The organism is Sneathiella sp. HT1-7, from assembly GCF_020731145.1.
Taxonomy (GTDB): Bacteria; Pseudomonadota; Alphaproteobacteria; order Sneathiellales; family Sneathiellaceae; genus Sneathiella.
Genome location: NZ_JAJFZN010000001.1, coordinates 1,033,200 through 1,058,918, shown reverse-complemented (window position 1 = coordinate 1,058,918; position 25,719 = coordinate 1,033,200). Strand labels below are relative to the sequence as shown.

Genomic DNA, 25,719 nt, shown 5'->3' with positions numbered 1-25,719 from the left:
CTGCCCTCCGTTTAACTATTAATTGTGACGGACGGCGGACTGCCGTTCCCGAGGAACCGTCAGGTGATAATGCATAAATCGAGCGAAATCGAAAAAGACGCAAAGCTTATGCAGGAAGTCGCTAACGGGAATGCTTCCGCAAGCCGAATGATTGCCGATCTCTATCTTGATCGGTCTTATCACTTGGCATTGCGTATCCTGGGGGACAACAGCCTTGCCGAGGATATGGCTCAGGAAGCTTTTATCAAGCTGTGGAAACAGGCGCCAAAATGGCAAGCCAAAGCACAGATCAGAACCTGGTTGCATCGCGTCACACATAACTTGTGCGTCGATTACTTGCGCGCACAAAAACGATATAGTGATGAAGAAGTCCCGGACATGCAGGATCCAAGACCAGACGTATTGCAAATTAAGGCTCAGCAGCAACTTGGTGATAAAGTCAGTGAGGCGCTTCAGAAACTGCCGGCCCGGCAACGAATTGCAATTTCGTTGGTGCATTTTGAGGAATGTGGAAATATAGAGGCGGCAGCCATTATGGAAGTTTCCGTTGATGCACTTGAATCTCTGCTGGCACGGGGGCGACGCAAATTGAAAGAATTATTGTTACCCACTCGACGTTTAATGGATGGAGAGGAGATATGAAGGAAGATCTGTCTGAAGAGCTTGAGCGGTTTAAAGCGGTTGTGGAAACCTATGGCGCCGAAGTAAAAGCCTGGCCGCTGGAAGATCTGCCCATGATGGAAAGATTGCTTGCGTCCTCCGACGTGGCCCGCAGCCTTCTGCGTCAGGAGCAGAAATTTGATCAACTTCTTCAGGATCTTTCTCTGCCCGCGCACCATTCATCGGATCTACTTGGTCGTGTATTGGTGAGTGCCGAAGAGGTCAACCCGGGTCCGCTTCTCAAAAGCCTCTGGCCCTTTGGATCTATCTGGCAACCGGCCGCAGGCATGGCGATGGCCGCCTGTCTTGGCATTCTGCTCGGGTTTACAAGCCCCAATATCTTGTCCGATGGAGATGAATATGCGCTCAATAGCACCTTTTTCAGCGGCAGCACCATGAGCGATTTGGAAAATGACTATGAAAATCTCTAGGCAGAAATTCCTGTCCGCGGCATTAATCCTTTCGGTCGCCGTAAATATCCTTATCGGCGGGTTTGTGGTTACACAATGGATCGACCTTGGACCGGATAAGCGGCATGGCGACAGGTTCCATTTTGATCGCCACGCAGCGGTTGCCGTGTTGGATGATAAGCAGCGCGAAGAGTTGAAGGATTTCTGGAAAGAACGCCGCAAGAATATTCGCCCCTACTTTAAGGAGTTTCGCGAGTATCGAGACAGGCTGGCGGAACTCTTTAGTGCCAAGGAGTTAGACCTTGTCGCCATCAATCAAACATACGCCGACATGATCGCGAAGCAGCTTCAGATCGAGAGCTATATGCAAGCCTCCATGCTGGAACTTGCCAAATCGCTTCCCGATGGCGATCGCGCTGCTTTCTTCAAGGAAGGGTTCCATCCGCCAAAAAGGCCGTCCAAGATGAAAAAAGAAGATCGGGAATGATGGACCGGCGGCAGTTCGCCCCTGCGACGGAGCGAAATCGGGAGCCTATTCTGGATACGCTAAAAGACTGGCTACCGGGTGATGGAACAGTTCTGGAAATTGCGAGCGGCAGCGGCGAGCACGCCGTTTTTTTTGCGCCTGCTGTCAAACCACTCAAATGGCAAACCAGTAATTTTGACCGGGAACAACTCGACAGTGTTACCGACTGGCTTGCCCATAAGCCATCAGACAATCTGCTGCCGCCAGTTATGCTGGACGTGACGCAAACCGAATGGTCGATTGAAGCTGCCGATTATTCGCTCAAGCCTATTACAGCCATTTTCAATGCCAACATGATCCATATTTCTCCCTGGCAGACTTGTGAAGGATTGATGGCGGGCGCTAGTCGGATACTCCCTGCCGGCGGGCGTCTTTTTCTCTACGGTCCATTTAAGTTTAACGGCCAGCATACTGCCCCCAGCAATAAAAAATTCGAAGAATGGCTAAAATCTCTCGATCCCGAGTATGGCATTCGAAACATAGAGGACGTGCGTGAAGAAGCGGTAAAAAATGGCATTCGCCATATAATCGCAAGGCCAATGCCCGCGAATAACTTTTTCCATCTATTTGAGAAGATCTGAGCGACAAGGACTACGGCCGGGCCCAGCCACTGTCACCAGACCATAAAAAAAGGGCTGCCTCGAAAGAAGGCAGCCCAATTTTTTGATCGTGTGAGAGGATCAGGCTTAGAAGCCCATGCCACCCATTCCGCCCATGCCGCCCATATCAGGCATTGCAGGAGCACCGGAGTCCTTTGACGGAAGATCCGCAATCATAGCTTCTGTTGTGATCAGCAAGCTGGCGATCGACGCAGCATCTTCCAATGCAGCGCGAACAACCTTGGCCGGATCGATAACACCGTCTTTAGGCAAATCAGTGTATTTGCCCGACTGAGCATTAAAGCCGAAAGTAGCGCTTTCCTGTTCCAGCAACTTGCCAACAACAACCGCTCCGTCGGAACCGGCGTTTTCAGCGATCTGGCGGCAAGGAGCCTGAAGAGCGCGGCGAACAATCTTTATACCAACATTCTGGTCTTCATTATCGCCTGTGAGGCCATCCAGCGCACGTGATGCATAAAGAAGGGCAACACCACCACCGGCAACGATACCTTCTTCGACAGCGGCACGGGTTGCGTGCAGCGCATCATCAACGCGGTCTTTGCGTTCCTTCACTTCAGTTTCCGTTGCCCCGCCAACCTTGATCACGGCAACACCACCAGCCAGCTTGGCAAGACGCTCCTGAAGTTTTTCGCGGTCATAGTCAGAAGATGTTTCTTCAACCTGCGCACGAATCTGGTTACAACGACCTTCGATGTCGGCTTTTTCACCGGCACCGTCGATGATTGTCGTTTCTTCCTTGGAGATGGTAACGGATTTCGCCGTACCCAGCATGTCAAGGCCAACATTTTCAAGCTTGATACCCAGATCATCGGAGATTACCTGGCCACCGGTCAGGATCGCGATGTCTTCAAGCATTGCTTTACGACGATCGCCAAAGCCCGGAGCTTTAACAGCAGCGATCTTCAGGCCACCGCGGAGCTTGTTGACGACGAGAGTAGCGAGTGCTTCGCCTTCGATGTCTTCTGCGATGATGAGAAGAGGCTTACCAGCCTGAACAACAGCTTCGAGAAGCGGCAGCATTGGCTGCAGGTTGGTCAGTTTCTTTTCGTGAAGCAGGATGTAAGGGTTGTCCATATCGGCAACCATTTTTTCTGCATTCGTTACGAAGTAAGGAGAAAGGTACCCGCGGTCGAACTGCATACCTTCAACAACGTCCAGCTCGGTTGCGAGGCCTTTGGCTTCCTCAACCGTGATGACGCCCTCATTACCAACGCGCTGCATTGCTTCGGAAATGATGCTGCCAATTTCAGCTTCGCCGTTTGCAGAGATCGTACCGACCTGAGCGATTTCTTCCTGACCGGAAACCGGCTTGGACATATCTTTGATAGACTCGACTGCTTTGGCAACAGCAAGATCAATACCGCGTTTCAGATCCATCGGGTTCATTGCAGCCGCAACAGCTTTCAGACCTTCCTGAATGATGGACTGAGCCAGAACAGTTGCTGTTGTCGTACCGTCACCAGCGATATCATTGGTCTTGGAAGCAACTTCCTTGACCATCTGTGCGCCCATATTTTCAAACTTATCTTCAAGTTCGATTTCCTTGGCTACACTCACACCATCTTTGGTGATGCGCGGAGAGCCAAAGGATTTGTCAATAACGACGTTCCGACCTTTGGGTCCAAGTGTTACCTTTACAGCGTCAGCCAGAATGTTCACGCCTTTCAGCATGCGCCGGCGAGCGTCTGTATTAAATTTGACTTCTTTTGCCATGTCTTTATTCCTCAATCACAAGTGTGTTGATTAGGCCAAAATGCCCATGATGTCTGATTCTTTCATGATCAAGACGTCTTCGCCGTCGACCTTGATCTCGGTTCCGGACCATTTGCCGAAAACAACCTTGTCCCCGACTTTTACGTCGAGCGGCCGAACAGAGCCATCTTCGGCGATTGCCCCGTTACCAACGGCAAGAACGTCGCCCTGGGACGGTTTTTCCTGCGCGCTGTCTACGAGAATAATGCCGCCAGCTGTTTTTTCTTCAGCTTCTATACGCTTGACCACTACGCGATCATGCAAAGGACGAAATTTCATTAAAGTCTCCCTCATCTTTGGATAAGTAACATATTTGTCTTTGTTAGCACTCTATCGAGAGGAGTGCTAACAAATTCGCTATGGATGTAATAAAATGTCCACCGAGTGTCAAGGGAGGAGAAAAAATTCCTTATGAATCTCAGTCACGAATTAAATAATTCGATCAATCGCGGGAGATGAAATCCCAAATCCCTTGGCCCCATCCCGATTTTCCATTAGATAGAGCGTCATTGCTTTCCCCGCAATTAAGAAAGCGGCGGCGTAAATACAAGTAAAGATATCAAACAAGGCCAGGAAATTTCTGTGACAACATCGCTTCTCAATCAATTAAGCCAGATCGTCGGTCAGGCCTTTTCAAACATTGGCATAGAAAATTCTTTTGGCAAGGTGTCCCCATCGCAACGCCGGGAACTTGGGCAGTTTCAGTGCAATGGTGCTTTGGCTGCCGCAAAGAAGGTCGGTCGCAATCCGCGAGAAATAGCGCAGGAAATTGTCTCTGAACTTGATAAAACGGGGCTTTTTTTGGAGTTAACCCTCGCTGGTCCCGGCTTCATCAACATGCGACTGAATGATGACTTTCTTCTTGGCCATATCAGCGATCTGGCCGAGGATACACATTTTGGCTGCCGCGGTGAACATGACTCTCAGAAGGTGATTCTCGATTACGGAGGGCCGAATGTCGCGAAGGCAATGCATGTTGGCCATTTGCGCGCTACCATCATCGGCGAAAGCCTCCGCCGCTTGCGCGAATTTCTGGGCGATGATGTGATTAGCGACGTGCATTTCGGTGATTGGGGCCTGCCCATGGGGTTGCTCATCAAGGAGATTGAGCGAGAACAACCGAACCTTCCCTATTTTGATGCCAACTTCACCGGCCCTTATCCAGAAACCTCTCCTGTCACGGTAGAGCAATTGCAAGAACTCTACCCTGCCGCTTCCGCCCGATCGAAGGAAGACGCCGCATTTCTCGAAAGCGCTCGCGTCGCCACCTTCGATCTGCAGAAGGGCCGCGCCGGCTATCATGCGCTCTGGCAGCATATGCGCAATATCTCAATCAACGAAACCCGTACTGACTTCGATCTTTTGGGTGCCCAGTTCACGGAATGGAACGGCGAAGCGGATACCAACGATCATATTCCGGAAATGATGACCCGCCTGAAGCAGGAAGGATACGCAGAAGTTTCCGAAGGTGCCATCGTTGTCGATGTAGCGGAAGAGGACGACAAGAAAAAGATGCCGCCACTCATCCTAGAAAAATCAGACGGTGCGGTGATGTATGGCACAACGGACCTCGCCACCATCGAGATGCGGCGGGAGCAACATGATCCGGATACAATCCTTTATGTAGTCGATGCTCGGCAAAGCCTCCATTTCGAGCAGGTTTTCCGCGCAGCCCGCAAATGCCACAGCATAAAGCCGGAGTGCCATCTTGAGCATATTGGCTTCGGCACGGTCAATGGCAAGGATGGCAAACCCCTCAAAACGCGGGATGGCGGAGTTGTTCGTCTGCGCAGCTTGATTGAGGATGCAATCGAGGAGGCCAGAAAAACAGTTGCGGAATCGGGTATGTCAGATCGGTTTGACTCAGCTGAGCTAGCCGACATCGCTACAAAGGTTGGCATTGCCGCCATCAAATATGCGGACCTATACAATCAACGCATGTCGAACTATGTTTTTGATATTGAACGGTTCACCAAGTTTGAAGGGCGCACCGGTCCCTATCAGATGTATGCCGCCGTACGTATAAAATCCATGCTCCGCAAGGCCAAGGATCAGGGTCTGAACGAAGGCCGCCTGCAGGCCACACATGATACTGAACGGAATTTGATGCTCGCACTTGCGGCGCTACCTGAGGCCGTGAAAGGAGCCGCAGAAAAGAATGCACCAAATATTCTCTGCGATCATGTGTATAGCCTGAGTCAGGAGTTCAACGCCTTCTATCATGAGTGTCAAGTCTTGGGCGAACCGGACTCCGTAATTCGCGCGTCCCGACTTCGGCTTTGTGCCATTACTCTTCGACAGATGGAACAGGTGCTTTATATTCTGGGTATTGACGTGCCGGAGCGGATGTAAAGAATTTTAAATATTTGTCTCCTATCTTTTCGCGCAGGACAAGAAAACAGTCATTTAAGAGGAATTAGACCGTGCAAGACGAAATCAAGAAACTGAAACCGGGTGTTGTGACAGGTGCCGACTATCTGGCCCTTGTCAAAAACTGCAAGGCGCAGGGGTTTGCCCTGCCCGCAATCAATGTCACCAGCACCAATACCCTCAATGCTGCACTGGAAGGCGCAATGCTGAGCAAGTCCGACATTATCATTCAGCTTTCCAATGGCGGCGCACAATTCTTCGCCGGCAAGGGCATCAAGGATGTTGACGAGGCGCGGGTTATTGGCGCCGTCTCCGCCGCCCGCCACGCACACACGGTCGCCAAAGCCTATGGCATCTGCGTAGTTCTACATACCGACCATGCAAACAAGGGGCTTATCCCCTGGGTTGAGAGCATGATTGACGCTAGTGAGGATGAGTTTAACGCGACTGGCAAACCGCTGTTCAGTTCCCATATGCTTGACCTCTCCGAAGAGCCGATTGAGGAGAACCTTGCAGAATGTGAGCGTATCCTGACACGCCTTGCAAAAATTGACATGAGCCTCGAAATTGAACTCGGTGTTACGGGCGGTGAAGAGGACGGTGTTGGCAGCGATGTTGATGTCATGGATAACAGCAAACTCTACACCCAACCCGAAGAAGTGCTGCAAGCCTATGAACGCCTCTCTCCAATCGGGCATTTTTCTGTCGCAGCAGCCTTTGGCAATGTTCATGGTGTTTACAAACCGGGGAATGTCCAGCTTCGCCCGGAAATCCTGCAAGCGTCACAAAATCATGTGCAGGGCATTTACGACACAAAGGACAAGCCGCTTGATTTTGTCTTCCACGGCGGATCGGGTTCCAGCCCGGAGGAGATCGCCGAGGCTGTCAGCTATGGTGTGTTCAAGATGAATGTCGACACGGATACCCAGTTTACCTTCTCCAAGCCGATCGGAGCCTATGTCGAGGCGAACCCCAAGGCGTTCAAATACCAGATCGATCCAGAAGACGGTACGCCCTTCAAAAAGCAATATGATCCGCGTGCATGGCTGAGGGAATGTGAAAAATCAATGGCAGAGCGTGTCCAGCAAGCCTGTCATGAACTTGGCGCCACGGGTAATTCCATCGCTGAGGCTTAATCTCACCTGACAGAAAGGCCGCATCATATATGCGGCCTTTTTTGTCGCCTTGCCAACTATAGCCATGGCAACTATGGTCTATTGGTATGTTGAGCAAAACAGATAATACGCTCGGCACGCTGGTTCATGAAGTGGCGCATCTGCTCAGAACCCATATTGACCGGCGGGTCGAGCCCTATAACCTTACCCGAGCCAAATGGCTTGCGCTTGGTGTGCTTGACCGCCGCGACGGGATTACCCAGACCGAACTTGCCGATTATCTCGAACTCGACAAATCGACCATTGGCCGTCTTCTTGACCGGCTGGAGGAACGAGGGTTTATCCGCCGTGAAAAAGATCCCAATGACAGGCGGGTTTTCCGGATATTCATTGCCAAGACTGCTTATCCAGTCTTAACCGAACTTGAGCAGGTCGCGGATGGCGTCCGCGCCCAAGCCCTTTCAGGCATCTCGGAAGAAGATAATGAAAAGCTGCTGGCATTACTAGGCCAAGTCAAGAAGAACCTGATTGCCGCCCGGGAAGGGTCGTAATCCATCCAAAAGCGCAATAATGCCCTACAAAATGACGCCTGCGGAACGTATCACACCTTAATGAAGTCCCTTAATAGGCGATTGCACAGCCGTCTTTTCGAGATTCAGAGCCGCCAGAGAGAACCCCGGTATCCGGATCAATAGCAATCATTTGCCCGCCGCCAAGGGGCATCGCTGTGTCCATAAGCTGATATCCCATAGCGGTTAGCTCAGCACGAACGTTATCAGGAATACCTTCTTCCACCTCAAGGGTGCCAGCGTTATAGAACGCGCGCGGACTATCAATGGCCTCCTGCACATCCATGCCGTAGTTCCAGATATTTGTGAGAACATGAGCATGACCGACCGGTTGATAGCCGCCGCCCATCACGCCATAGCTAATAGCCGCTTTTCCATTTTTCGTGACCATGCCAGGAATAATCGTATGCATGGGCCGCTTGCCAGGAGCAACACAATTTGGATGATCCGGCTCAACGACAAAGCCAAAACCCCTGTTTTGGAAAATGACGCCGGTCTGAGGACAAGCAATGCCTGATCCAAAATCCTGAAAGAGGGAATTGATAAAGGAGACCGCATTCCGATCTTTATCAACAACACTCAGATAGACTGTATCACGATGTCGCTCAAGCGCGTCAGCGCCTGTAGGGTCGCCGGCTTTTCCAACTTCGATATAACCGCAAAGATGTTCCGCGAACTCATCTGAAAGCAACATTTCGGTCGGAACATCAGCTTTTGTTGGGTCCGCAATGTATTTGTTGCGGGCGAGATAGGCGAGCCGAGCTGCTTCCGCCTCCAGATGCAGCCGCTTTGCGCCATTTGGATCGAGCCCATCAAGATCGAACCGCTTCAGGATATTGAGCATGATAAGTGCTGTGATGCCTTGTCCACTCGGAGGAATCTGATGTATGCGGTGCCCCTGATACTCGGAATGGATGGGCGTTACGAAATCGGCACTGGTCGCGGCGAAATCATCCGCCTCATGCAGGCCACCCGCCGCTTTAAGACTTTCCGCCATCTGCTCAGCAAGATCACCCTCATAAAATGCCGACCGCCCCTGTTTCGCAATTGCTTTCAAAGTCGCTGCCAATTTTGGCAAGCGCCAGACTGTACCGGCCGCTGGTGGTTTTCCATTTTTCAGGAAGATATCGCTGGCCGCCTTGTTTTTCAGAAGCTTTCCAACCGCGCCTTCCCAATCAACAGAAGTGCGTTGCGTGACCACAAAACCATTTTCCGCATAATCAATAGCTGGCGGCAGAATATCGGCAAAATCCATAGTGCCGTATTTTTCATGCAATCTGGTCCAGGCGTCAATCGCACCGGGAATTGTGACCGAATGGATATTTGTTGGATCCATTTTATCCATGCCATTGGACAGAAGGTAATCAGCCGTCAAAGCCATCGGCGCCTTACCGGAGCCATTTAGACCCTCAATCTCACCACCGCCGCCCATCGCGACAAGGGCGAAACAGTCCCCGCCAATACCGGTCTGCATTGGATCGACGACACATTGAATAGCACAGGCCGCAATTGCAGCATCCATCGCGTTCCCGCCCGACTTCAGAATGCTCAGTGCCGCCTGAGAGGCTTGCGTATTGGACGTAGCAACAGCGCCTGTCAAACCATAGGTTACGGAGCGGCCAGCTTTATAGAAATTACGCACGGAAAACCCTCTTTTTGATTTATGATTGGGAAACAGCGATACTACGCGATGTCGAACCGATGTGCAAAATCACAACGGGTCACAATAGAACTTTTCCGCCAAGTGGAAAAGAGGCGTGTTTTCTACCAGAGTTTGACAATCACGTACTTCGTAAAAGCATCATCAACCTTCATCTGGCTGGCGGCCCGCCAAGCGGCCATCGCGTCGTCATAACTGTCGAAAAACCCTCGTACATCCATATCGCCTGGATCGACAAAGTCCTTACTCCGAGTATCTGTTACCTTACCACCGAAGACAACAAACAGGCCCTTCGCTACCTTTGAGTTCGCCTCTGACATAACAATCCTTTTTCAAAATACCGGCTGCGTTTCATAAATACGGCCCGGTTATAGCAAGATTGCCTAAAGAAACAATAAATTGCGGTACAATATAAGAAAAATGTTATTCCCAATTATCACGCGATGCCGAAAGCCCGAAGGACACCACCGCGAGCGAGATCAAGACGTGATAAATGTTCAGCGGATCCATACCGGTATTCAGCGCCAGCCATTTAACGGCAACGTCCGACAAGATAAAGCAGACAACGCCAAGAATAAGATACATTGCCAGCACGCCGGAGGAGAGAAGCCTGACAAGGCCGACCAGAAAAATAATGCCGACGAGCGCCATCTGGACGGTCGGTGAAAATCGCCATTGCCCCAGCAATAGCGCTCCGCACAGAATAACAAGGAGTATCAGTAATATCCACCAATGGAACCGGATGAAAAAATCGGCGAAAAGCCCCGCCACCGCTCCGAGCGCAAATGCAGCCATGCCGATTGAGCCCGCGAAATATTTTGCGGTTAGGTGATATGTTTCGACCGCTTCAAAACCAGCAAATTTAAGCCCGCCAAGTGCCGCTGTTATGCCGATGCAAACCGCACCGAATGCCCAGAAAAGATTTGCTGGAAAAAAAGCCTGTCGCGCCAGATTTAGTGAAATCAGGCAACATACAACCAATATTGCTTCAAACGCGACAACCAGATTCATGCGAGGAGTATACCCTCTTGCACAGCTTTGTCTACAAACCCATATAGCGTTAATCTTTGATCATTTTCCTGCTTCATGCTATCGGAGGCAGCCGTAAAATCAGGAGAAACGCTATTACCAACCCGCCGAAAAGATCAATCAAATCCCTGCCAATTGCAACCGTCTTGGCATTTAGTTTCGGCACTTTGGTTGTCATAACCGTTGTCATCGTCCTCGGTATCAGTCTGGTCTCAGGCTTAACCAATACAAGGGATCTTCTGATTGATAAGGCGACGGCCGCAATGTCCGCTGCGCAAAATGATTTCATTGAACTTCTGAATCCGGCCGCGTACGAGGCCGTCTATATCGCAGAATTGATCAACGCGGGCAGGATCGACATTAACAATCGTGAACAGTTGGCTAATTTTTTGCTGGGTGCCATTGCAGGCACCCCGCAAATTAACACCCTAACCTTTGTGGCGCCTGATTTGCAGGTCACAGCCTCTCACCGGCAAAGTAAGGAAATCCTGAGGTTTGATGAAAGCAGCGATCCCGTTGCAAAACAGAGCATCGCCGATCTCTCAACTCATGAAAAAGGCAGTTGGGGGCCACTTGTTTATGTCCCGACGCTCCGACAAACAGTCCTAAACTTCAGAGAGCCCGTTTTTAAGGACGGAAAATTTGTCGGCGCACTGATTGCGACAATTACAGTGTCTTCAGTGAACACCCGGATGAATGCTGCGCCGACTTTGGACAACAGCAAACGGTTCATACTCTATGGCAACGATCGCGTAATGATGGAACAAGGTGCCGATCACACCTCAACGGTCCTTGATATTAAGGATGCCGTTCCAACGCTGGAAGAAATTGATGATCCGGTGTTAAAAGCCATTTGGTCCGAAAAGGCAGAAAAATTGAAGCTGATGGGCAATCAAACTGCCTTTAACAGCCATTATCTTGAGGTGGGTGGACAGGGCTACATCTATTTTTACAAAGAAATTACGGGATATGCTGACAAGCCCTTTACTGTTGGGTATTGGCTCCTTAACGACGAAGTTTCCGCGGAATTGCGTCGATTACTTATGGCAGGGCTAGCTGGGCTCGGCGTTATGTTCTTGAGTACGGTGGTTGCTATTGTTATTGGACGAAAGATCTCGCGCCCCGTCCTTGCGCTCTCTGAAGCGTCACGGCAAATCTCCAAGCTTGATTTCAATGCCGTCAAAGCCCTTCCCCAAAGCCGCTTTACCGAAGTGAATGAAGCGAATAACGCCTACAACAGCATGCTCCGTGGTCTATCCTGGTTCGAGACCTATGTTCCAAAGTCTCTCGTCCGGAAGCTTATGGAGAGTGGAGAGGCGCGGTCAGAACAACGCGTCGTGACCGTTATGTTTACAGATATTGCTGGCTTCACGCCACAGGCTGAAAACATGGATACAGACGAGGTTGCGGAATTCTTAAATCATCATTTCGAACTTGTTACCGCCTGCATTGAGGCGGAGGGCGGCACTGTTGATAAATTCATCGGCGATGCAGTGATGGCCTTTTGGGGCGCCCCCGAACGGCAGGAAGATCACGCAGCACGCGCCTGCCGTGCGGCACAAGCCATAAAAACTGCCATAATGGCAGACAATGAAAAAAGGCAAAACACCGGCCTCGACAAGGTTTATATGCGTATTGGCATTCATACCGGGCCGCTGGTTGTTGGCAATATTGGCTCCGCCGGACGGCTCAATTATACAGTCGTCGGTGATACGGTAAATATCGCTCAGCGCATGGAGCAATATGGCAAGACATTGTCGTCGGATCAAACGGATGAAGTGCTTACCCTGATGACGGGCGCCACTTTTAACGCCAGCCATAACGCCCACGCGGAAAAAATTGGCGACACCCTGCTAAAAGGCCGACATGATCCCGTGACTATCTACCGAATGAATGACTAAAACCTATCACGATGGCTGATAGTAAGGATTGGTTCCGTCCGCGTGATCGGTCACATCCAGCACTTCCGCTATGGATGGCACCAGTTTCTGAATTTCCACGGCAACACCCTGCTTCAAGGTCACATCCGCCATGCCGCAGCCCTGACAACCTCCGTCAAGACGGACATAGGCACGGTCCTTCTGCAGATCTACGAGAGTAATCCGTCCACCATGAGCAGCAATAGAAGGATTGACCTTCTCTTCCAGCAGATTTTGGATAGCCAGGCCTTCCGCCGTTTTCAGCCCCGGCTTCGGCAATGATTCGCGATAATCCAGCACGGCCGTAATCTCCGGAATATAATGACGGAGCATATTCTGAATGCCGGTCAGCATTGAAAAGGCGGGCCCCTGAAACTTCAGGTAAAGCTTACCATTTTTGTAGTTGTGAAAAGAAACATCCCCGCCCGACTGGGTCACTGCCGGTACAATCCGCGTTGAAAGCAGATCTTTAATCTGTTCAATAATCTCCGCATCGAATTCGCCCAGAGCTTCATCATCGGCAGTCTCTCTGACGGTCGCATCACCACTTTGAAAATGTGCAACGATAGCACCGAAAATTTCTGTCCGCAGCGATGACCAGTCTGCCGTCTCTGCCTTGGCAACGACAATACTCTCCTCTTTCAAGGTGACCGCCGTAACGCCGTCAATTGCGTAAAGCCGTGCCGCCAAGGGCGATTTCTCGGCGGCTTGCTCGCGCACAATGGCAAGTGGACCACTTTCAAAAACTTTTTCGGCCGGGAAAAATTCAAGCTCGGTCGCTGTGTCGCCTGGCTTCGTCTGAATAAACATCTTTTCGTCTCTATTGTCACTTATGTGAAGACTGACTCTTGTGAAAATGCAATAAAGGCCGCATCCACAGTCTTAAACTAATAAAAAAAACGGAGAAAACAATGACGAAGTTTGTCAGGACCGATCTTGAGGATACGCCAGAAGGCAAGATCGCCCGTGTTACCATCGATAACCAGCGGAAACTTAACACGCTGAACTCTATCGTGATCGGAGAGTTGAACGAGACACTCACTCACCTCGACAAAGATACGGACATTGGCATTCTCATCCTGACTGGCGCCGGTAACAAGAGTTTCATCGGCGGAGCGGATATATCCGAAATGGCGGGTCTGAACCCTGATACTGCCCGGACATTTATCACCAATATGCATCACGCCTGCCACAAGGTGCGATATTTCCACGCGCCAGTTGTTGCTCGTGTGAACGGTTTTTCACTTGGCGCAGGTATGGAACTTGCTGCAGCCTGCGATATGATTATCGCCTGCAAGAGTGCGCAGTTTGCCATGCCCGAAGTACGTGTCGGCATCCCGTCCGTAATTGACGCCGCGCTTTTGCCGCAGATACTTGGTTTCAATCTCGCCCGCGATCTTGTTCTGACAGGCAGGAGCTTGAGCGCGACGGAAGCGCGCGATGCCGGACTTGTCCAGCGCCTGGTCGAGGATGATGCACTTGATGCCGAAGTTGACAAGGTGATCGCAGAAATTCTTGATGGTGGTCGCAACGCAATGGCCATTCAAAAGCAGCTCTGCAACGATTGGGAAAATAATCCGCTGCGCGACGGCATCCAGTTGGGAATTGAAGCCTTTGCTCATTCCTATGAAAGCGAAGAGCCTCACAAGATGATGGAAAAATTCCTTAACCGGCCTCGCTAGTATTCCGATCCCGCCACCGACACCGCGCAAATTCATTACCTTTCATGACAATTTTTTGCTATGAAGGAGCGATGATTTTTGCCGCGTCGGGGGTGGGCAACAAGTGTTGGTTTACTTATACAATGTGTTTTCGGGAGGCAGCAGACAATCGCTGTCCGTTGAAGCAGTAGATCGCCTTCTTTCCAATGAGAGCCATTCCCCCCTGCTAAAACGACGCAGAGCTCGAGTTATCCTGTCACGTGTCCGGTTTTTAAGCCTTCTTTGTGTGGTTGCCTTTCCGCTTGGATTTCTGCTGGATTTTGCGACATTCGATGTTGAAAGTTATGTCACCCTTGGGATCACACGCGCATTGATAGCCGTCCTGTTTCTTTCCCTTTTCTTCGGGATAAGTGGCGGGGAAACCTTACGGGACGCGTATCGAGCACTCGGCATCTTTTTTGCGATCCTGCTGACCTTTCAAACGATGTATCAGCCCCTTCTTGATATCACCGGCATTTTTGCAGTCACCAACCTTGCCACCGCAGGGTATCTATTGTTCCCCTTCCTAATCGTTGGGTGTCTCGCCATCTTTCCGCTCACGATCAAGGAAGGGGTTCTCACGCTCATCCTCTTCTTCGTTGTGCAGATGTTTATTCTTATCCTCATGCCAGAAAATGCGGACCCACATCAACGGCTTGGGATCCTGCTCACCCTGATGGTGACAGGCCTACTATGTATTTTTGCTGCCATCAGCCAGCTTATGTACATATCTCTGCTGGTCGATCAGGCTTCCATCGACTCGCTGACACAATGCTATAGCCGTAACAGCGGCGAGGAAATCATTGATGTGCAGTTCAAGATATCCAAACGTCAGAACATGCCCTTCTCTCTCGTTTTCGTCGATTTGGATAACTTCAAGGCCATAAATGACCGCTACGGACATGAAGCCGGTGACAGGGTTCTTGCCAACGCCGCCGCGAGTATCCGCCGCAACGCTCGTGGATCAGATGTGATTGTCCGGTGGGGGGGAGAGGAATTTGTGATTCTATTGCCCAATACGGATGCGGAAGGGACGCTCAAATCCATTCGTCGGCTTAGGAATATCGGACTCGGCGCGCGCCCGGACGGCAAAATGATGACGGCAAGCTTTGGTATCGTCGATCGACAATCCGCGAATGTCGGGGCATGGTCCGCACTGGTTGATATCGCGGACAATCAGATGTATGAGGCGAAATCGCGCGGCGGGAATGATATTGCTGTTTATGTACCAACGGATGAAGCCCAAAGAGAATCTGAAGGCAGAGATCTGGCGGCCGCCGAATGATCCTGAAAATTCTCTCGGTTCTTTTTGTTGTCCTGTTTATTACACGAATTTTCTTCGCCCGAAAGCTGAAGGAAATGGGAAAGGCCGCCGACCGCACCCTCAATCTGTTCCTGATCGCCATCGCGATTTATCTTTGTCTGCAAGCGCTGTTTGTATATGCGACGGCGTGACACCAGATACTGAGACAAGCTGATACTTCAAAGGAGATCTGACATGTCTGCAACTAGAGTTGAAACGGATACGATGGGAGAAGTTTCTGTTCCCGCGGATCGCTATTGGGGCGCGCAAACAGAACGATCGCATGAGAACTTCAAAATCGGTACGGAACGTCTACCCGCGCCGCTCATTCGTGCGCTTGGTCTACAGAAAAAAACGGCGGCCCTCAGCAACCAGATGCTGGGAAAGCTCGATAGCAAGCTCGCCGATGCCATCATCATGGCGGCTGACGAAGTAATCGACGGTAAGCTCATCGAGCACTTCCCGCTGGTTATCTGGCAGACAGGTTCGGGTACGCAAAGCAATATGAACGCCAATGAGGTGATCGCGAACCGCGCCAATGAAATTCTGGGTGCCCCGCTCGGACAAAAAAGCCCGGTCCATCCCAATGATCACGTTAATTTAGGCCAAAGCTCCAACGACAGCTTTCCTACCGCCATGTCCATCGCTGCGGCAGAGCAAGTCTCACATCACCTGCTCCCGTCGCTCGCGCATATTCATCAGGCTCTACAGAAAAAAAGTGACGATTTCGCTGATATTATCAAGATCGGCCGAACGCATACGCAGGATGCCGTGCCCATCACACTCGGTCAGGAGTTTTCGGCATATGCCCGTCAGATAGAACTCAGCATGGCACGCCTGAAGGATGCGCTCCCCCGTGTGATGGAACTCGCGCAGGGCGGCACCGCCGTCGGCACGGGACTCAACGCCGCGCCGGGTTTTGCGGAAATGTTCGTCTCAAACCTTTCCGACTTGACCGGTCTTCCCTTTACCAGCGCGAAGAATAAGTTCGAGGCGATTGCCGCCCATGATGCACTGGTCGAGCTTTCCGGTGTTCTGAATGTGATCGCGACGAGCGCCATGAAAATCGCCAATGATATACGCTTCCTGGCGAGTGGACCGCGAAGCGGCCTTGGTGAGCTGATTCTCCCCGCAAACGAACCCGGCTCCTCGATCATGCCCGGGAAAGTTAACCCAACCCAATGCGAGGCGGTGACGCAGGTCTCGGCGCAGGTCATGGGCAATCATGTAACGGTCACCGTCGCCGGTTCCAACGGTCATTTCGAGTTGAACGCGTTTAAGCCGGTGATCATCTATAATGTCCTGCAATCGATCCGGCTCCTCGGCGACGCGCTCCGCAGCTTTACGGATAATTGCGTTACCGGGATCGAGGCGAACAAAGCCCGGATTGACGAGTTGATGGCACAATCACTGATGCTGGTGACCGCGCTCAACCCGCATATCGGCTATGACAACGCCGCCAAAATAGCCAAAAAAGCCTATGCGGACAACAGCAGCCTGAAAGAAGCCGCCCTCAAGCTGAACCTCCTCACAGAGGAGCAATTCAATGACTGGGTCCGCCCCGAAGATATGGTAGGGAAGTAGCAGAAAAAAATGGAGCGGGCGAAGGGAATCGAACCCTCGTCGTAAGCTTGGGAAGCTTCTGCTCTGCCATTGAGCTACGCCCGCATTCCAACAATTAAGTACAGAAAGTCTCTATTCACCGCAACAGAAATTCTTGACAGCCCATAACCATGGCGATAATCATTTCGATGTGGTGATTTGTGCCGACCGGCTTGCGGCCACGTAAAAGAAACGCTAAAAGGTCGGGGCTCGTAGGAACCCTGATCGATGGTCGGGGTTTTTTTATGCCTCGAGGATAACATGACGAACGAAAAAGAGACAGCGCAAGCCCGCGCCAAAAGCTACCGAACCGCCACAAAACTGGTGCGCGGCGGCACCAAACGCTCCCAATTTAACGAAACATCAGAAGCCATCTTTATGAATTCGGGCTTTGTCTATGACAGCGCGGAACAGGCGGCGGGTCGCTTCAAGGGCGAAAATGAGGGATTTATATATTCCCGCTACGCCAACCCGACCCTTTCCATGTTCGAAGACCGGATGATCCTTCTGGAAGACGGAGCGGAGGCAGCACGCGCGACCGCGAGCGGCATGGCAGCCGTGAATGGCGCGCTGATGTCCTTGCTTAAAGCGGGCGATCATGTGGTGGCACCCAAGGCGCTATTTGGTTCTTGCCTCTATATTATCGAAACCGTCCTGCCGAGGTTCGGTGTGAATGTCACCTTGATTGATGGCACCGACATCGATCAATGGAAAAGCGCAATCAATGAGAAGACGGCCTGTGTTTTCTTTGAAACGCCGTCCAACCCGGCGCTTGAGATCATGGATATCGCGGCTATTTCCGATCTGGCCCATAAGGTCGGCGCGAAGGTAATAGTCGATAATGTCTTTGCAACACCTGTCTTGCAGCATCCTCTCAGTCTCGGTGCCGATATCGTGGTTTATTCGGCCACTAAACACATCGATGGACAGGGGCGCTGCCTTGGCGGAATCGTTTTGGGATCGGAAGAGTTTGTCGAGGATACTCTCGCCCCCTATCTCAAGCATACCGGACCGGCCCTCAGCCCATTCAACGCCTGGAACTTGCTGAAAGGTCTTGAAACACTTGAACTGCGCGTCGATAAGCAGTGCAACAATGCAGAGAAAGTTGCCGCCTTTCTTGAAGATCATCCGGCGATAAGCCGCGTCATTTTTCCAGGCAGCGAAACGCATCCGCAACATGCCCTTGCCAAACAACAAATGGCCCGCGGCGGTACACTTGTCACCTTTGAAGTCGAGGGCGGGCAGGAAGAGGCTTTCTCCGCTCTCAACCGGCTGTCACTGATCGATATCAGTAATAACCTCGGCGATGCGAAATCACTGATTACCCATCCGACGACGACGACCCATTCCAGCGTTGATGACGCCATTAAGAAAGAGCTCGGCATCACCGAAAGCATGGTTCGCCTATCAGTCGGCCTTGAAGATGTGGATGACCTGATAGAAGATCTTGGCTACGCGCTAAGCCACCAAACAGATTGAGGTATGGGGCGGCGGGACTGATATTTCCGCCGCGCCGACACCGTTCTTTTACCGATTTACTGGACAAAACGGGCCCATAGGGCAATATTCAAGGGAATTGAGCCAATCGGAATGAAGGCGGGCAGGAAACGATATGACGGACGCGGGTGCTTATAGCAAAATCACGGAAAATGTTCAGGTTTCAGTGACACCCATCTACCTGAGCGACCGCTCCCGCCCGGAGGATGGGCTTTATGTCTGGGCCTATCAGGTCAAGATAGAGAATCAGGGAAGGCGGACAGTAACCCTTCGTAACCGTCATTGGCGCATTACAAATGCTGAGGGCCATACGGAAACAGTGGACGGCGAAGGTGTCGTCGGAGAACAACCGATCCTTGCGCCAGGCGATATTTATGAATATACCAGCGGAACGCCGCTTTCGACGCCGTCGGGCATCATGGTTGGCTCCTATGATATGGAATCGGAAGAAGGAAATTTGTTCGCAGTCGACATTCCGGCGTTCTCACTGGATAGCCCGGACGCCATGTCGTCCCTCCACTAAATGGCGGCGCTGCCCATCTCAGGAAATATTCAGATATGAACAAACATAGCCACCCTAAGAAACCAACGAAAGATCAGGCCGAAGAGGCCGTGCGAACCCTGATCCGCTGGGCAGGGGATGATCCGGAACGCGAAGGGCTGGTCGGAACGCCGGATCGGGTAGCGCGATCATATCTTGAGTTTTTTGCCGGCTACAATGAAGATCCCGACACGTATCTATCCCGCACCTTTGAAGAGGTAAATGGCTATGACGAGATGGTGGTCCTGAAAGATATTCGGGTCGAAAGCTATTGCGAGCATCACATGGTACCGATTATCGGGGTCGCTCATGTCGCCTATATGCCCAGCAATCGGGTTGTCGGCATATCAAAACTCGCGCGGGTCGTGGACGCCTATGCCAAAAGATTGCAAATTCAGGAAAAACTCACCCGACAGATTGCTGAGACAATCGAGAGGACGCTGCAACCGAAAGGCGTCGCCGTCATCATCGAAAGCGCCCATCAATGCATGACAACACGCGGCGTCCATAAGGACGGCGTCACGATGGTAACAAGCACGATGCTCGGCATATTCCGCCGGTCAGATATTACTCGGCGCGAGTTACTCTCTTTCATCGATAAAGGCTGAGTGCGGCAGGGCCGTGATCAACTTTCGCCTGATTTTCGCAATCAACGGAATTCTCCTTGTCTTTATCGGGCTCGCCATGCTTGTACCCGCCGCCGTCGATCTTGCCGTTGGCAACAGGGACTGGCAGGTGTTTCTCGTCTCGGCGACAGTGTCGATTTTCGTAGGCGGCGGACTGTTTCTTTCAAATCGCGGTAGCGGCCTGGAGCTTGGGCGACGTCAGGCTTTCCTGCTCACGACTGCCGTCTGGATTATCCTCCCGGCAACTGCGGCCCTGCCCTTCGCATTCAGCGAGATGAACATCTCCTATACGGACGCCTTTTTTGAAGCGATGAGCGGCCTGACAACCACCGGATCAACAGTTCTGACCGGTCTTGATACAGCGCCACCCGGCATCCTGATGTGGCGAGCTTTACTTCAATGGACTGGTGGCATTGGCATCATTGTGACAGCGATTGCGATCATGCCTCTACTCAGAATTGGCGGCATGCAACTTTTCCGTATGGAAGCCTCCGAGGCGACATCAGAAAAGGCTCTGCCCCGCGTTGCAGATATCGTCAAGGCGATCGGCTACATCTATCTCGTCCTAAGCTTGATTTGCACATTTGCCCTCTGGATGACAGGGATGAGCTTATTCGATGCTGTTACTCATGCAATGACGACAATCTCGACAGGCGGATTTTCTACCTCTGATCAATCCGCCGGTGATTTTGAAAGCCCGCTTGTTGAGAGTATCATGGTCGTTTTCATGATTTTGGGCGCCCTACCCTTTCTGATGTATCTGCATATCGTCAAAGGAAAACCGGGCAGCTTTCTTACGGATAGTCAGGTCAGGTGGTTTCTCTCGATCGTCCTGATTGGAATTGTAGCCATTACCATCTGGCAAATACGGCATGAGGGCATCTCTTTTTGGGTCGCCTTGAGACATGCCACTTTCAATGTAACCTCCATTATTACCGGCACAGGCTATGCCACCGCCGACTACAGCAACTGGGGTGGATTTGGTACGACAGCCTTCTTCTTTTTTATGTTTGTTGGTGGTTGTGCGGGCTCAGCCTCTTGCAGCATCAAGATCTTCCGCATTCAAATTCTTGTGGAAACCGCACGCTGTCAATTGATGCAGATGATCCGGCCAAGCGCAATTTATAAACCGCGCTACAATGGTCAGCCACTTGCCGAGGAAACCATTGGATCGGTCACCAGCTTCGTTTTTCTTTTTATTGTAATCTTCGCCCTGCTCACAATCGCGCTCGGCCTCACCGGTCTGGATTTCCTGACCGCGATTTCAAGCGCGGCAACATCCATCACGAATGTGGGCCCGGGCCTTGGGGAGACTGTCGGTCCGTCCGGGACTTTTAAATCGCTCTCTGATCCAGCAAAATGGCTGATGTCACTTGGCATGCTGCTCGGGCGCCTTGAGCTTTTTACCGTACTCGTGCTTTTCTCCCGCCGTTTCTGGCAGCGCTAATCGTTAATCAGCCTGAGCTTTCGGAAAGTAGAACGCCTTTATCCAGCCCGTCACCCGGCCGAAATCTGCCTGAATGACTAGCAAGGCTGGCACCAGAAAAAGAACCAAAAACGTCGCCGCCAACAATCCGAACACCAAGGTAATGGCCATCGGGATCAAGAATTGCGCCTGAAGACTGGTTTCAAAAAGTAGCGGGGTCAATCCGCCAACTGTCGTGAGGGACGTGAGCAAGACCGCCCGTAACCGATCGCAGGTGCCGTCGACTACCGCCTCCGCATATGCCTGCCCCTTGGTAAGGCGTTCATCAATCACACTAACCAGAATTATAGAGTTATTGACCAATATCCCCGATAATCCCAACAACGCAATCATCGAAAGGATGGTAAGATTAAAGCCAAGTAGGTAATGGCCAAAGATTGCCCCGACCAAGCCAAAAGGAATGATCGACATCACAACAATGGGTCGCCAATAGGATGAAAACACCCAGGCCAGAATAAGGTAAATCGCAGAGAGGCCGATTGTGGCACCAAACTGCATATCTGCGATCGTATCCGCCTGTTCCTCTGATTTGCCAGCAAAACGGTAGGTCAAACCATATGTCGAAGCAATCGCTTCAAGCCCGCCCTCCGGCAGAGCCGACAGCACCTGATCCGATGACGTCAAGTTTTCATCCACTTCCGCTGCAATGGATACTTCACGCACGCCGTCCTCGCGCTTGATCCGGGCGAAACCAACCTGATTCCGTTCGGTCACGACCGCGGATAGCGGGACCTCAATCCCAGAGGCACTTTTCAGGTAAAAGTCTCGCAAGGCTTCCATGGCGATCTGATCCCGCGGGAGCTGCACCCTAATTGTCACTTCCTCATCCCCGCGGGCAAATTTTCGAGCGATGACGCCTTCAAATCCGGCACGTACCTGAGACGCGATAGTCTCTGTCGTGAAGCCTAGTGCCCTGCCACGCGGCGTCAGCTCAAGAATTATCTCCTGCTTGCCATGCGGCAAATCATCCTCGATATCCGAAACACCCCGGAATTTCTTAAGAAGAGCTTTTACCTCCTCTGCCGCAACCTTCAACGTATTTACATCGTCCCCCTTTAACCGGATATCCAGTTCCCGGCCCGGCGGACCGCCGATCCTCTCAGTCAATGCAATCCGTTGAAGGCCCGGCATTTCCATGATCTCTTTCCGCCATGCCTTGACAAAATCCGCCGTCCTAACATTCCGAAGATCGGCGGAAATGAGCTCCACCATCATGCCGCCGCGATTATCACCAGAAACAGAGCTGAACTGATCACCGGTACTAATGCCGATCTTACCCAGCGCCATGATAATAAGGCCGCCCTCCCCATCCGTCAGATCGTTCTCGGCCTTATAGAGTGCACGCTCCAGCTCTTTGACCATGGTTTCCGTATCACCGCGCGCACTGCCGGGTGCAAAAACTACATTGGCATTAATCACATTTGCTTCGGGAGAGGGGAAAAAATTAAATCCGATCCGTCCCCCCAAAAAGAAGCCGAAAGAAATGATCAACATGGCAACGACAGCGGCAAGCGTCGCATACCGCCAGCTCACGGCGAGTTCCACCAGGCGCTTGAACAGATGAGTTTGGAAATAGCGAAATTTTTCATCGAAACTCTGGCGTAGCCGACTGGCACCATTTCCCTGAAACCGGAGCGCATGCCGCATATGTCCCGGCAATATTAAGAAGCATTCGATCAGGCTAGCGATCAATACCGCTACGACGACTGACGGGATGGCACGAATGATTTGTCCAATGATATCCCCAATCAGGAAAATCGGTAAAAAAGCGGCAATCGTTGTCAGGCTTGAGGCAAAAACCGGTGCCAACATCCTAAGCGCCCCTCGCTCCGCAGCCTCAGCCGCAGACATTCCGGTCGAACGCAGGTATGAAGCGTGTTCGCCGACAACAATCGCATCATCAACAATGATACCAAGGGACATGATAATCGCGAACAGGCTGATCATGTTTATCGACTGCCCTGTCAAAAGCATAACACCCGCAGTCGCAAAAATCGCAACCGGGATACCAGCCGCCACCCAAAAGGCGACACGAACATTGAGGAAGATAAACAAGATAATCAGGACAAGAGCCAGTCCACTCGCCCCGTTGTACAACAAGAGCCGGATACGATCTTCAATCAGGCCTGCCTGCACATCATACTGCTTGATCTCAAGTTCAGCTGGCCAGCGCCCCTTTTCCTGCTCAAAATAATCAGAAACTATCTTTGCCGCTTTCAAGGCATCCGTCGACTGGGCCCGCTGAATACTGATTTCCACCGCTGCGCGGCCATGGTGCAATCCTGTTGATCCTTTTTCGACAAACTGGTCGCGAACATTGGCTATATCGCGCAAGTAAATTTTCTGCCCATCGTCGAATGACTTAATCTCTAACTCTCCAAGAGACTTCGCATTGGTCTTCTGTTCGAGTGATCGCAATTGACGTTCAAAACTGCCGGAAACAGTCCCAAGCGGCACGTCTTGGGAATTATCGCGAATGATCGCAGCAATATCGGTAAGGCTGAGATTAAGCCGCCGCAAATCCCTCTTGTCGACATCAACCCAGATTTCCTCATCCCGTGCGCCGAAAAGAGTAATCTTGTCAATTCCGAGATCCAGCAGGTCGTCGCGCATTGTCTTGCCAATCTGCTTGAGGGCCGCCTCTGAATACGGCCCTGAGATCGAAAGGCGAGCTATGGGATCATAGATCACAGCCCGCTTTATAATGGGCGTTTCGATGGTATCGGGGAAGGTCGTGATTTGCGTAACGCCCTGTTCGACATCGGAAAGGGCCGCCTGCATGTCGGTTTCGGGCTCAAACTCCACAACAATTGCGCTGCTGCCCTCCACGGAATAGGAGGTAACGCGCTTGACCCCGTTGAGAAAGCGAACCTCCGGCAAAATCGCCGTTGTGATATTACCGTCGACATCCTCCGCGCTTGCGCCCGGCCAGATAATGCTGGTGGTGATCACCTCGGTTCCAAAGTCCGGAAAAAACTGCGTGTTGAGCCGATAGATGGACGCCACCCCGATGACAATCATCATGATCATCAGCAGATTGGCAGCATTCTTGTGACGGACAAATATCTTAACGAGGCGGCTAAGATCCATCAGCGGACATCCACTTTCAGATTAGGGCCGATCTCAGGTAGTCGGCTTGTTACAACTAACTCTCCCTCTTTAATATCTCCGCGGACAAATATCTCGCCGCCATTTCGCGCCACTATTTCGATCATGCGTGGCTCTAATCGTCCGTCCATCACAACATAAACTTTTGAGTTCTCATAAATGCTGCTGTCGGGAAGCTTGGCCACATCGGAATAACGATTTCCGGACAAAACCACCTCGACGAAGGCCCCTGGGCGGAGAAGCGGCGTATATTCGTTCGCCTCCAGAACGGCAAAAACCTCCACCCCACCAGTCTCAGAACTTATTTCCGGGCTGAGACGGGCCACCTGCCCGCTGAAGACGAGTTCGCTCTCTCCGGATTGCCAAGATACAATGACTGGTCGGCCGACGATGCCCGCGCTGCTGCCCAGAAGAAGGCCAAATTGGCTGTCGGAGAGTAAAAAACGCGCTTCCATCTGGGCCGCATCAATCAGCCTCGCCACTTTATCGCTCGCCCCGATATTCTTGCCAAATTCTGCACTTACTTCCGTGAGATAGCCTCTAAAGGGCGCGCGGAGGCTAGTATTCGACACGTCACGTTCGGCTCGCCTGACCCCCACCTCAAGCCGGTCAATGACAGCGCGCTGCTGACTAATGCGGGGTTTAATGATATCAAGCTGCGCTTCGCGCAATTCAACTGTCTGACGCTGACGGCTAAGCGCCGATCTAGCATCATCCAGAGATTTTACCGAGATGTTGCCCCTTTTGGCGAGGCTATTCGATCTTTCGACGTTACGTATTTCCCGTTCCAGCACTTCACGTTCGCGTTCCAGTGCTGTCACTTCCGACTTTTGCATCGCCAACAGCTCATTAAGGCGCGCCTGTGCTTCGAGCAGGGAAGCCTTGTTCTCATTGAGCTTTGCCTCAAACTCGAATGGATCAACGCGAACGAGCAAATCCCCCTTATTGAGAAGCGCCCCTTCACGAAAATTATCGCTGACCTCAATCACCTCACCTCCGACCAGCGATCTTAACTCGACGTCTCGCACAGCCTTCAGGGAACCGAATAGATTCAGGTCAACAGACTGGTCCTTAAACTCGATAGGAATCGCTGCAACAGTCCAGACGCGTTCCTTCACAGCCTCCGGCTCAATCACTGGCTTTGTCGCCACGAGGTAAGTAGTCAACGCAATCCCCGCACCCAAAATAACAAGCGGCAACAGTACCTTGAGCAGAAGCTTCACGCT

Annotated in this window: 24 protein-coding genes, 1 tRNA gene and 1 riboswitch; of the genes, 16 read left to right on the top strand and 9 right to left on the bottom strand. The window is 51.7% G+C overall.

The window, feature by feature from the left end:
* Positions 1-69 precede the first annotated feature (69 nt).
* Genes LKE13_RS05130 through LKE13_RS05115 form a run of 4 tightly spaced genes read left to right on the top strand, consistent with a single transcriptional unit; the run spans position 70 to position 2,177 of the window.
* Positions 70-642: a sigma-70 family RNA polymerase sigma factor gene (locus tag LKE13_RS05130; protein ID WP_227948874.1), complete on the top strand. Its 573-nt coding sequence runs from the start codon at positions 70-72 to the stop codon at positions 640-642.
* Entirely contained in the window at positions 639-1,091 is a 453-nt protein-coding gene (locus LKE13_RS05125; RefSeq protein WP_227948791.1) for a hypothetical protein, read from the top strand. Before LKE13_RS05130 ends, LKE13_RS05125 begins: the two co-directional genes overlap by 4 nt.
* Positions 1,078-1,557 (top strand): periplasmic heavy metal sensor, encoded by a 480-nt coding sequence (locus tag LKE13_RS05120; protein WP_227948789.1) that lies wholly within the window; start codon positions 1,078-1,080, stop codon positions 1,555-1,557. Before LKE13_RS05125 ends, LKE13_RS05120 begins: the two co-directional genes overlap by 14 nt.
* Complete coding sequence (locus LKE13_RS05115; protein WP_227948787.1) at positions 1,554-2,177, top strand: DUF938 domain-containing protein; 624 nt, start codon at positions 1,554-1,556, stop codon at positions 2,175-2,177. The genes LKE13_RS05120 and LKE13_RS05115 overlap by 4 nt, the downstream gene beginning before the upstream one ends.
* A 105-nt stretch (positions 2,178-2,282) precedes the next feature.
* On the opposite strand, the gene groL is transcribed toward LKE13_RS05115, so the two are convergent.
* Both groL and groES read right to left on the bottom strand, forming a co-directional pair.
* The gene (gene groL, locus LKE13_RS05110; protein ID WP_227948784.1) at positions 2,283-3,929 is read right to left on the bottom strand and encodes a chaperonin GroEL; all 1,647 of its coding nucleotides are present in this window, start codon (positions 3,927-3,929) and stop codon (positions 2,283-2,285) included.
* Positions 3,930-3,959: 30 nt separating this feature from the next.
* Positions 3,960-4,247 (bottom strand): co-chaperone GroES, encoded by a 288-nt coding sequence (gene groES, locus LKE13_RS05105; protein ID WP_265334755.1) that lies wholly within the window; start codon positions 4,245-4,247, stop codon positions 3,960-3,962.
* Positions 4,248-4,550: 303 nt separating this feature from the next.
* Between groES and argS the strand changes: the two genes are divergently transcribed.
* The 3 genes from argS to LKE13_RS05090 all read left to right on the top strand — a co-directional run bounded on the left by argS (position 4,551) and on the right by LKE13_RS05090 (position 8,004).
* Entirely contained in the window at positions 4,551-6,320 is a 1,770-nt protein-coding gene (gene argS, locus LKE13_RS05100; protein ID WP_227948780.1) for an arginine--tRNA ligase, read from the top strand.
* Between the two features lie 83 nt (positions 6,321-6,403).
* Complete coding sequence (fbaA, locus tag LKE13_RS05095; RefSeq protein ID WP_415776501.1) at positions 6,404-7,474, top strand: class II fructose-bisphosphate aldolase; 1,071 nt, start codon at positions 6,404-6,406, stop codon at positions 7,472-7,474.
* A gap of 86 nt (positions 7,475-7,560) precedes the next feature.
* Positions 7,561-8,004, top strand: a complete 444-nt coding sequence (locus tag LKE13_RS05090) for a MarR family winged helix-turn-helix transcriptional regulator (RefSeq protein WP_227948776.1) — start codon at positions 7,561-7,563, stop codon at positions 8,002-8,004.
* A gap of 70 nt (positions 8,005-8,074) precedes the next feature.
* On the opposite strand, the gene ggt is transcribed toward LKE13_RS05090, so the two are convergent.
* The 3 genes from ggt to LKE13_RS05075 all read right to left on the bottom strand — a co-directional run bounded on the left by ggt (position 8,075) and on the right by LKE13_RS05075 (position 10,693).
* Positions 8,075-9,664: a gamma-glutamyltransferase gene (gene ggt / locus LKE13_RS05085; RefSeq protein ID WP_227948773.1), complete on the bottom strand. Its 1,590-nt coding sequence runs from the start codon at positions 9,662-9,664 to the stop codon at positions 8,075-8,077.
* A gap of 122 nt (positions 9,665-9,786) precedes the next feature.
* Positions 9,787-10,002, bottom strand: a complete 216-nt coding sequence (locus tag LKE13_RS05080) for a DUF4170 domain-containing protein (RefSeq protein WP_227948771.1) — start codon at positions 10,000-10,002, stop codon at positions 9,787-9,789.
* Between the two features lie 103 nt (positions 10,003-10,105).
* Positions 10,106-10,693: a hypothetical protein gene (locus LKE13_RS05075; RefSeq protein WP_227948769.1), complete on the bottom strand. Its 588-nt coding sequence runs from the start codon at positions 10,691-10,693 to the stop codon at positions 10,106-10,108.
* A 164-nt stretch (positions 10,694-10,857) separates the two neighbouring features.
* Here LKE13_RS05075 and LKE13_RS05070 point away from each other — a divergent pair, with 164 nt between their 5' ends.
* On the top strand, positions 10,858-12,612 hold the full coding sequence (locus LKE13_RS05070; RefSeq protein WP_227948767.1) for an adenylate/guanylate cyclase domain-containing protein: 1,755 nt from the start codon (positions 10,858-10,860) through the stop codon (positions 12,610-12,612).
* A 6-nt stretch (positions 12,613-12,618) separates the two neighbouring features.
* Here LKE13_RS05070 and LKE13_RS05065 read toward each other — a convergent pair whose 3' ends face one another.
* Positions 12,619-13,440, bottom strand: coding sequence for a NifU family protein (locus LKE13_RS05065; RefSeq protein ID WP_227948765.1), 822 nt, complete (start codon positions 13,438-13,440; stop codon positions 12,619-12,621).
* A gap of 101 nt (positions 13,441-13,541) precedes the next feature.
* On the opposite strand from LKE13_RS05065, the gene LKE13_RS05060 reads away from it, so the two are divergent.
* The 4 genes from LKE13_RS05060 (at position 13,542) to fumC (ending at position 17,217) form a co-directional block, all read left to right on the top strand.
* Positions 13,542-14,312 carry an enoyl-CoA hydratase gene (locus LKE13_RS05060; RefSeq protein WP_227948763.1) on the top strand — a complete coding sequence of 257 codons (771 nt, stop codon included), beginning with the start codon at positions 13,542-13,544 and terminating at the stop codon, positions 14,310-14,312.
* Positions 14,313-14,415: 103 nt separating this feature from the next.
* The gene (locus LKE13_RS05055; RefSeq protein WP_227948761.1) at positions 14,416-15,615 is read left to right on the top strand and encodes a GGDEF domain-containing protein; all 1,200 of its coding nucleotides are present in this window, start codon (positions 14,416-14,418) and stop codon (positions 15,613-15,615) included.
* Positions 15,612-15,785 (top strand): hypothetical protein, encoded by a 174-nt coding sequence (locus LKE13_RS05050; protein WP_227948759.1) that lies wholly within the window; start codon positions 15,612-15,614, stop codon positions 15,783-15,785. Before LKE13_RS05055 ends, LKE13_RS05050 begins: the two co-directional genes overlap by 4 nt.
* Before the next feature lie 43 nt (positions 15,786-15,828).
* Positions 15,829-17,217, top strand: coding sequence for a class II fumarate hydratase (gene fumC / locus LKE13_RS05045; protein ID WP_227948757.1), 1,389 nt, complete (start codon positions 15,829-15,831; stop codon positions 17,215-17,217).
* Between the two features lie 10 nt (positions 17,218-17,227).
* On the opposite strand, the gene LKE13_RS05040 is transcribed toward fumC, so the two are convergent.
* Positions 17,228-17,301: transfer RNA gene (locus LKE13_RS05040), tRNA-Gly, on the bottom strand.
* Positions 17,302-17,376: 75 nt separating this feature from the next.
* A riboswitch (SAM riboswitch) is annotated at positions 17,377-17,454 on the top strand.
* A 42-nt stretch (positions 17,455-17,496) separates the two neighbouring features.
* Between LKE13_RS05040 and metZ the strand changes: the two genes are divergently transcribed.
* From metZ to LKE13_RS05020, 4 genes are all read left to right on the top strand, one after another.
* On the top strand, positions 17,497-18,714 hold the full coding sequence (metZ, locus tag LKE13_RS05035; protein ID WP_227948755.1) for an O-succinylhomoserine sulfhydrylase: 1,218 nt from the start codon (positions 17,497-17,499) through the stop codon (positions 18,712-18,714).
* 133 nt (positions 18,715-18,847) lie between these two features.
* On the top strand, positions 18,848-19,255 hold the full coding sequence (apaG, locus tag LKE13_RS05030) for a Co2+/Mg2+ efflux protein ApaG (RefSeq protein ID WP_227948753.1): 408 nt from the start codon (positions 18,848-18,850) through the stop codon (positions 19,253-19,255).
* 35 nt (positions 19,256-19,290) lie between these two features.
* Positions 19,291-19,881, top strand: coding sequence for a GTP cyclohydrolase I FolE (gene folE, locus LKE13_RS05025; RefSeq protein ID WP_227948750.1), 591 nt, complete (start codon positions 19,291-19,293; stop codon positions 19,879-19,881).
* A gap of 13 nt (positions 19,882-19,894) precedes the next feature.
* The gene (locus LKE13_RS05020; protein WP_227948748.1) at positions 19,895-21,346 is read left to right on the top strand and encodes a TrkH family potassium uptake protein; all 1,452 of its coding nucleotides are present in this window, start codon (positions 19,895-19,897) and stop codon (positions 21,344-21,346) included.
* Positions 21,347-21,349: 3 nt separating this feature from the next.
* Here the strand turns inward: LKE13_RS05020 and LKE13_RS05015 are convergent, their stop codons facing one another.
* Both LKE13_RS05015 and LKE13_RS05010 read right to left on the bottom strand, forming a co-directional pair.
* Positions 21,350-24,475 carry an efflux RND transporter permease subunit gene (locus LKE13_RS05015; protein WP_227948739.1) on the bottom strand — a complete coding sequence of 1,042 codons (3,126 nt, stop codon included), beginning with the start codon at positions 24,473-24,475 and terminating at the stop codon, positions 21,350-21,352.
* The gene (locus LKE13_RS05010) at positions 24,475-25,716 is read right to left on the bottom strand and encodes an efflux RND transporter periplasmic adaptor subunit (protein WP_227948737.1); all 1,242 of its coding nucleotides are present in this window, start codon (positions 25,714-25,716) and stop codon (positions 24,475-24,477) included. The genes LKE13_RS05015 and LKE13_RS05010 overlap by 1 nt, the downstream gene beginning before the upstream one ends.
* Positions 25,717-25,719: the final 3 nt, after the last annotated feature.

Excerpts from the sequence above, each read along its gene's own strand:
- LKE13_RS05060 (WP_227948763.1), top strand. The coding sequence starts at position 13,542 with ATGACGAAGTTTGTCAGGACCGATCTTGAGGATACGCCAGAAGGCAAG.
- LKE13_RS05065 (WP_227948765.1), bottom strand. The coding sequence starts at position 13,440 with ATGTTTATTCAGACGAAGCCAGGCGACACAGCGACCGAGCTTGAATTT.
- metZ (WP_227948755.1), top strand. The coding sequence starts at position 17,497 with ATGACGAACGAAAAAGAGACAGCGCAAGCCCGCGCCAAAAGCTACCGA.
- LKE13_RS05075 (WP_227948769.1), bottom strand. The coding sequence starts at position 10,693 with ATGAATCTGGTTGTCGCGTTTGAAGCAATATTGGTTGTATGTTGCCTG.
- LKE13_RS05080 (WP_227948771.1), bottom strand. The coding sequence starts at position 10,002 with ATGTCAGAGGCGAACTCAAAGGTAGCGAAGGGCCTGTTTGTTGTCTTC.
- LKE13_RS05050 (WP_227948759.1), top strand. The coding sequence starts at position 15,612 with ATGATCCTGAAAATTCTCTCGGTTCTTTTTGTTGTCCTGTTTATTACA.
- groL (WP_227948784.1), bottom strand. The coding sequence starts at position 3,929 with ATGGCAAAAGAAGTCAAATTTAATACAGACGCTCGCCGGCGCATGCTG.
- fumC (WP_227948757.1), top strand. The coding sequence starts at position 15,829 with ATGTCTGCAACTAGAGTTGAAACGGATACGATGGGAGAAGTTTCTGTT.
- LKE13_RS05125 (WP_227948791.1), top strand. The coding sequence starts at position 639 with ATGAAGGAAGATCTGTCTGAAGAGCTTGAGCGGTTTAAAGCGGTTGTG.
- apaG (WP_227948753.1), top strand. The coding sequence starts at position 18,848 with ATGACGGACGCGGGTGCTTATAGCAAAATCACGGAAAATGTTCAGGTT.
- LKE13_RS05090 (WP_227948776.1), top strand. The coding sequence starts at position 7,561 with ATGTTGAGCAAAACAGATAATACGCTCGGCACGCTGGTTCATGAAGTG.
- folE (WP_227948750.1), top strand. The coding sequence starts at position 19,291 with ATGAACAAACATAGCCACCCTAAGAAACCAACGAAAGATCAGGCCGAA.
- LKE13_RS05015 (WP_227948739.1), bottom strand. The coding sequence starts at position 24,475 with ATGGATCTTAGCCGCCTCGTTAAGATATTTGTCCGTCACAAGAATGCT.
- LKE13_RS05120 (WP_227948789.1), top strand. The coding sequence starts at position 1,078 with ATGAAAATCTCTAGGCAGAAATTCCTGTCCGCGGCATTAATCCTTTCG.
- groES (WP_265334755.1), bottom strand. The coding sequence starts at position 4,247 with ATGAAATTTCGTCCTTTGCATGATCGCGTAGTGGTCAAGCGTATAGAA.
- LKE13_RS05130 (WP_227948874.1), top strand. The coding sequence starts at position 70 with ATGCATAAATCGAGCGAAATCGAAAAAGACGCAAAGCTTATGCAGGAA.
- LKE13_RS05115 (WP_227948787.1), top strand. The coding sequence starts at position 1,554 with ATGATGGACCGGCGGCAGTTCGCCCCTGCGACGGAGCGAAATCGGGAG.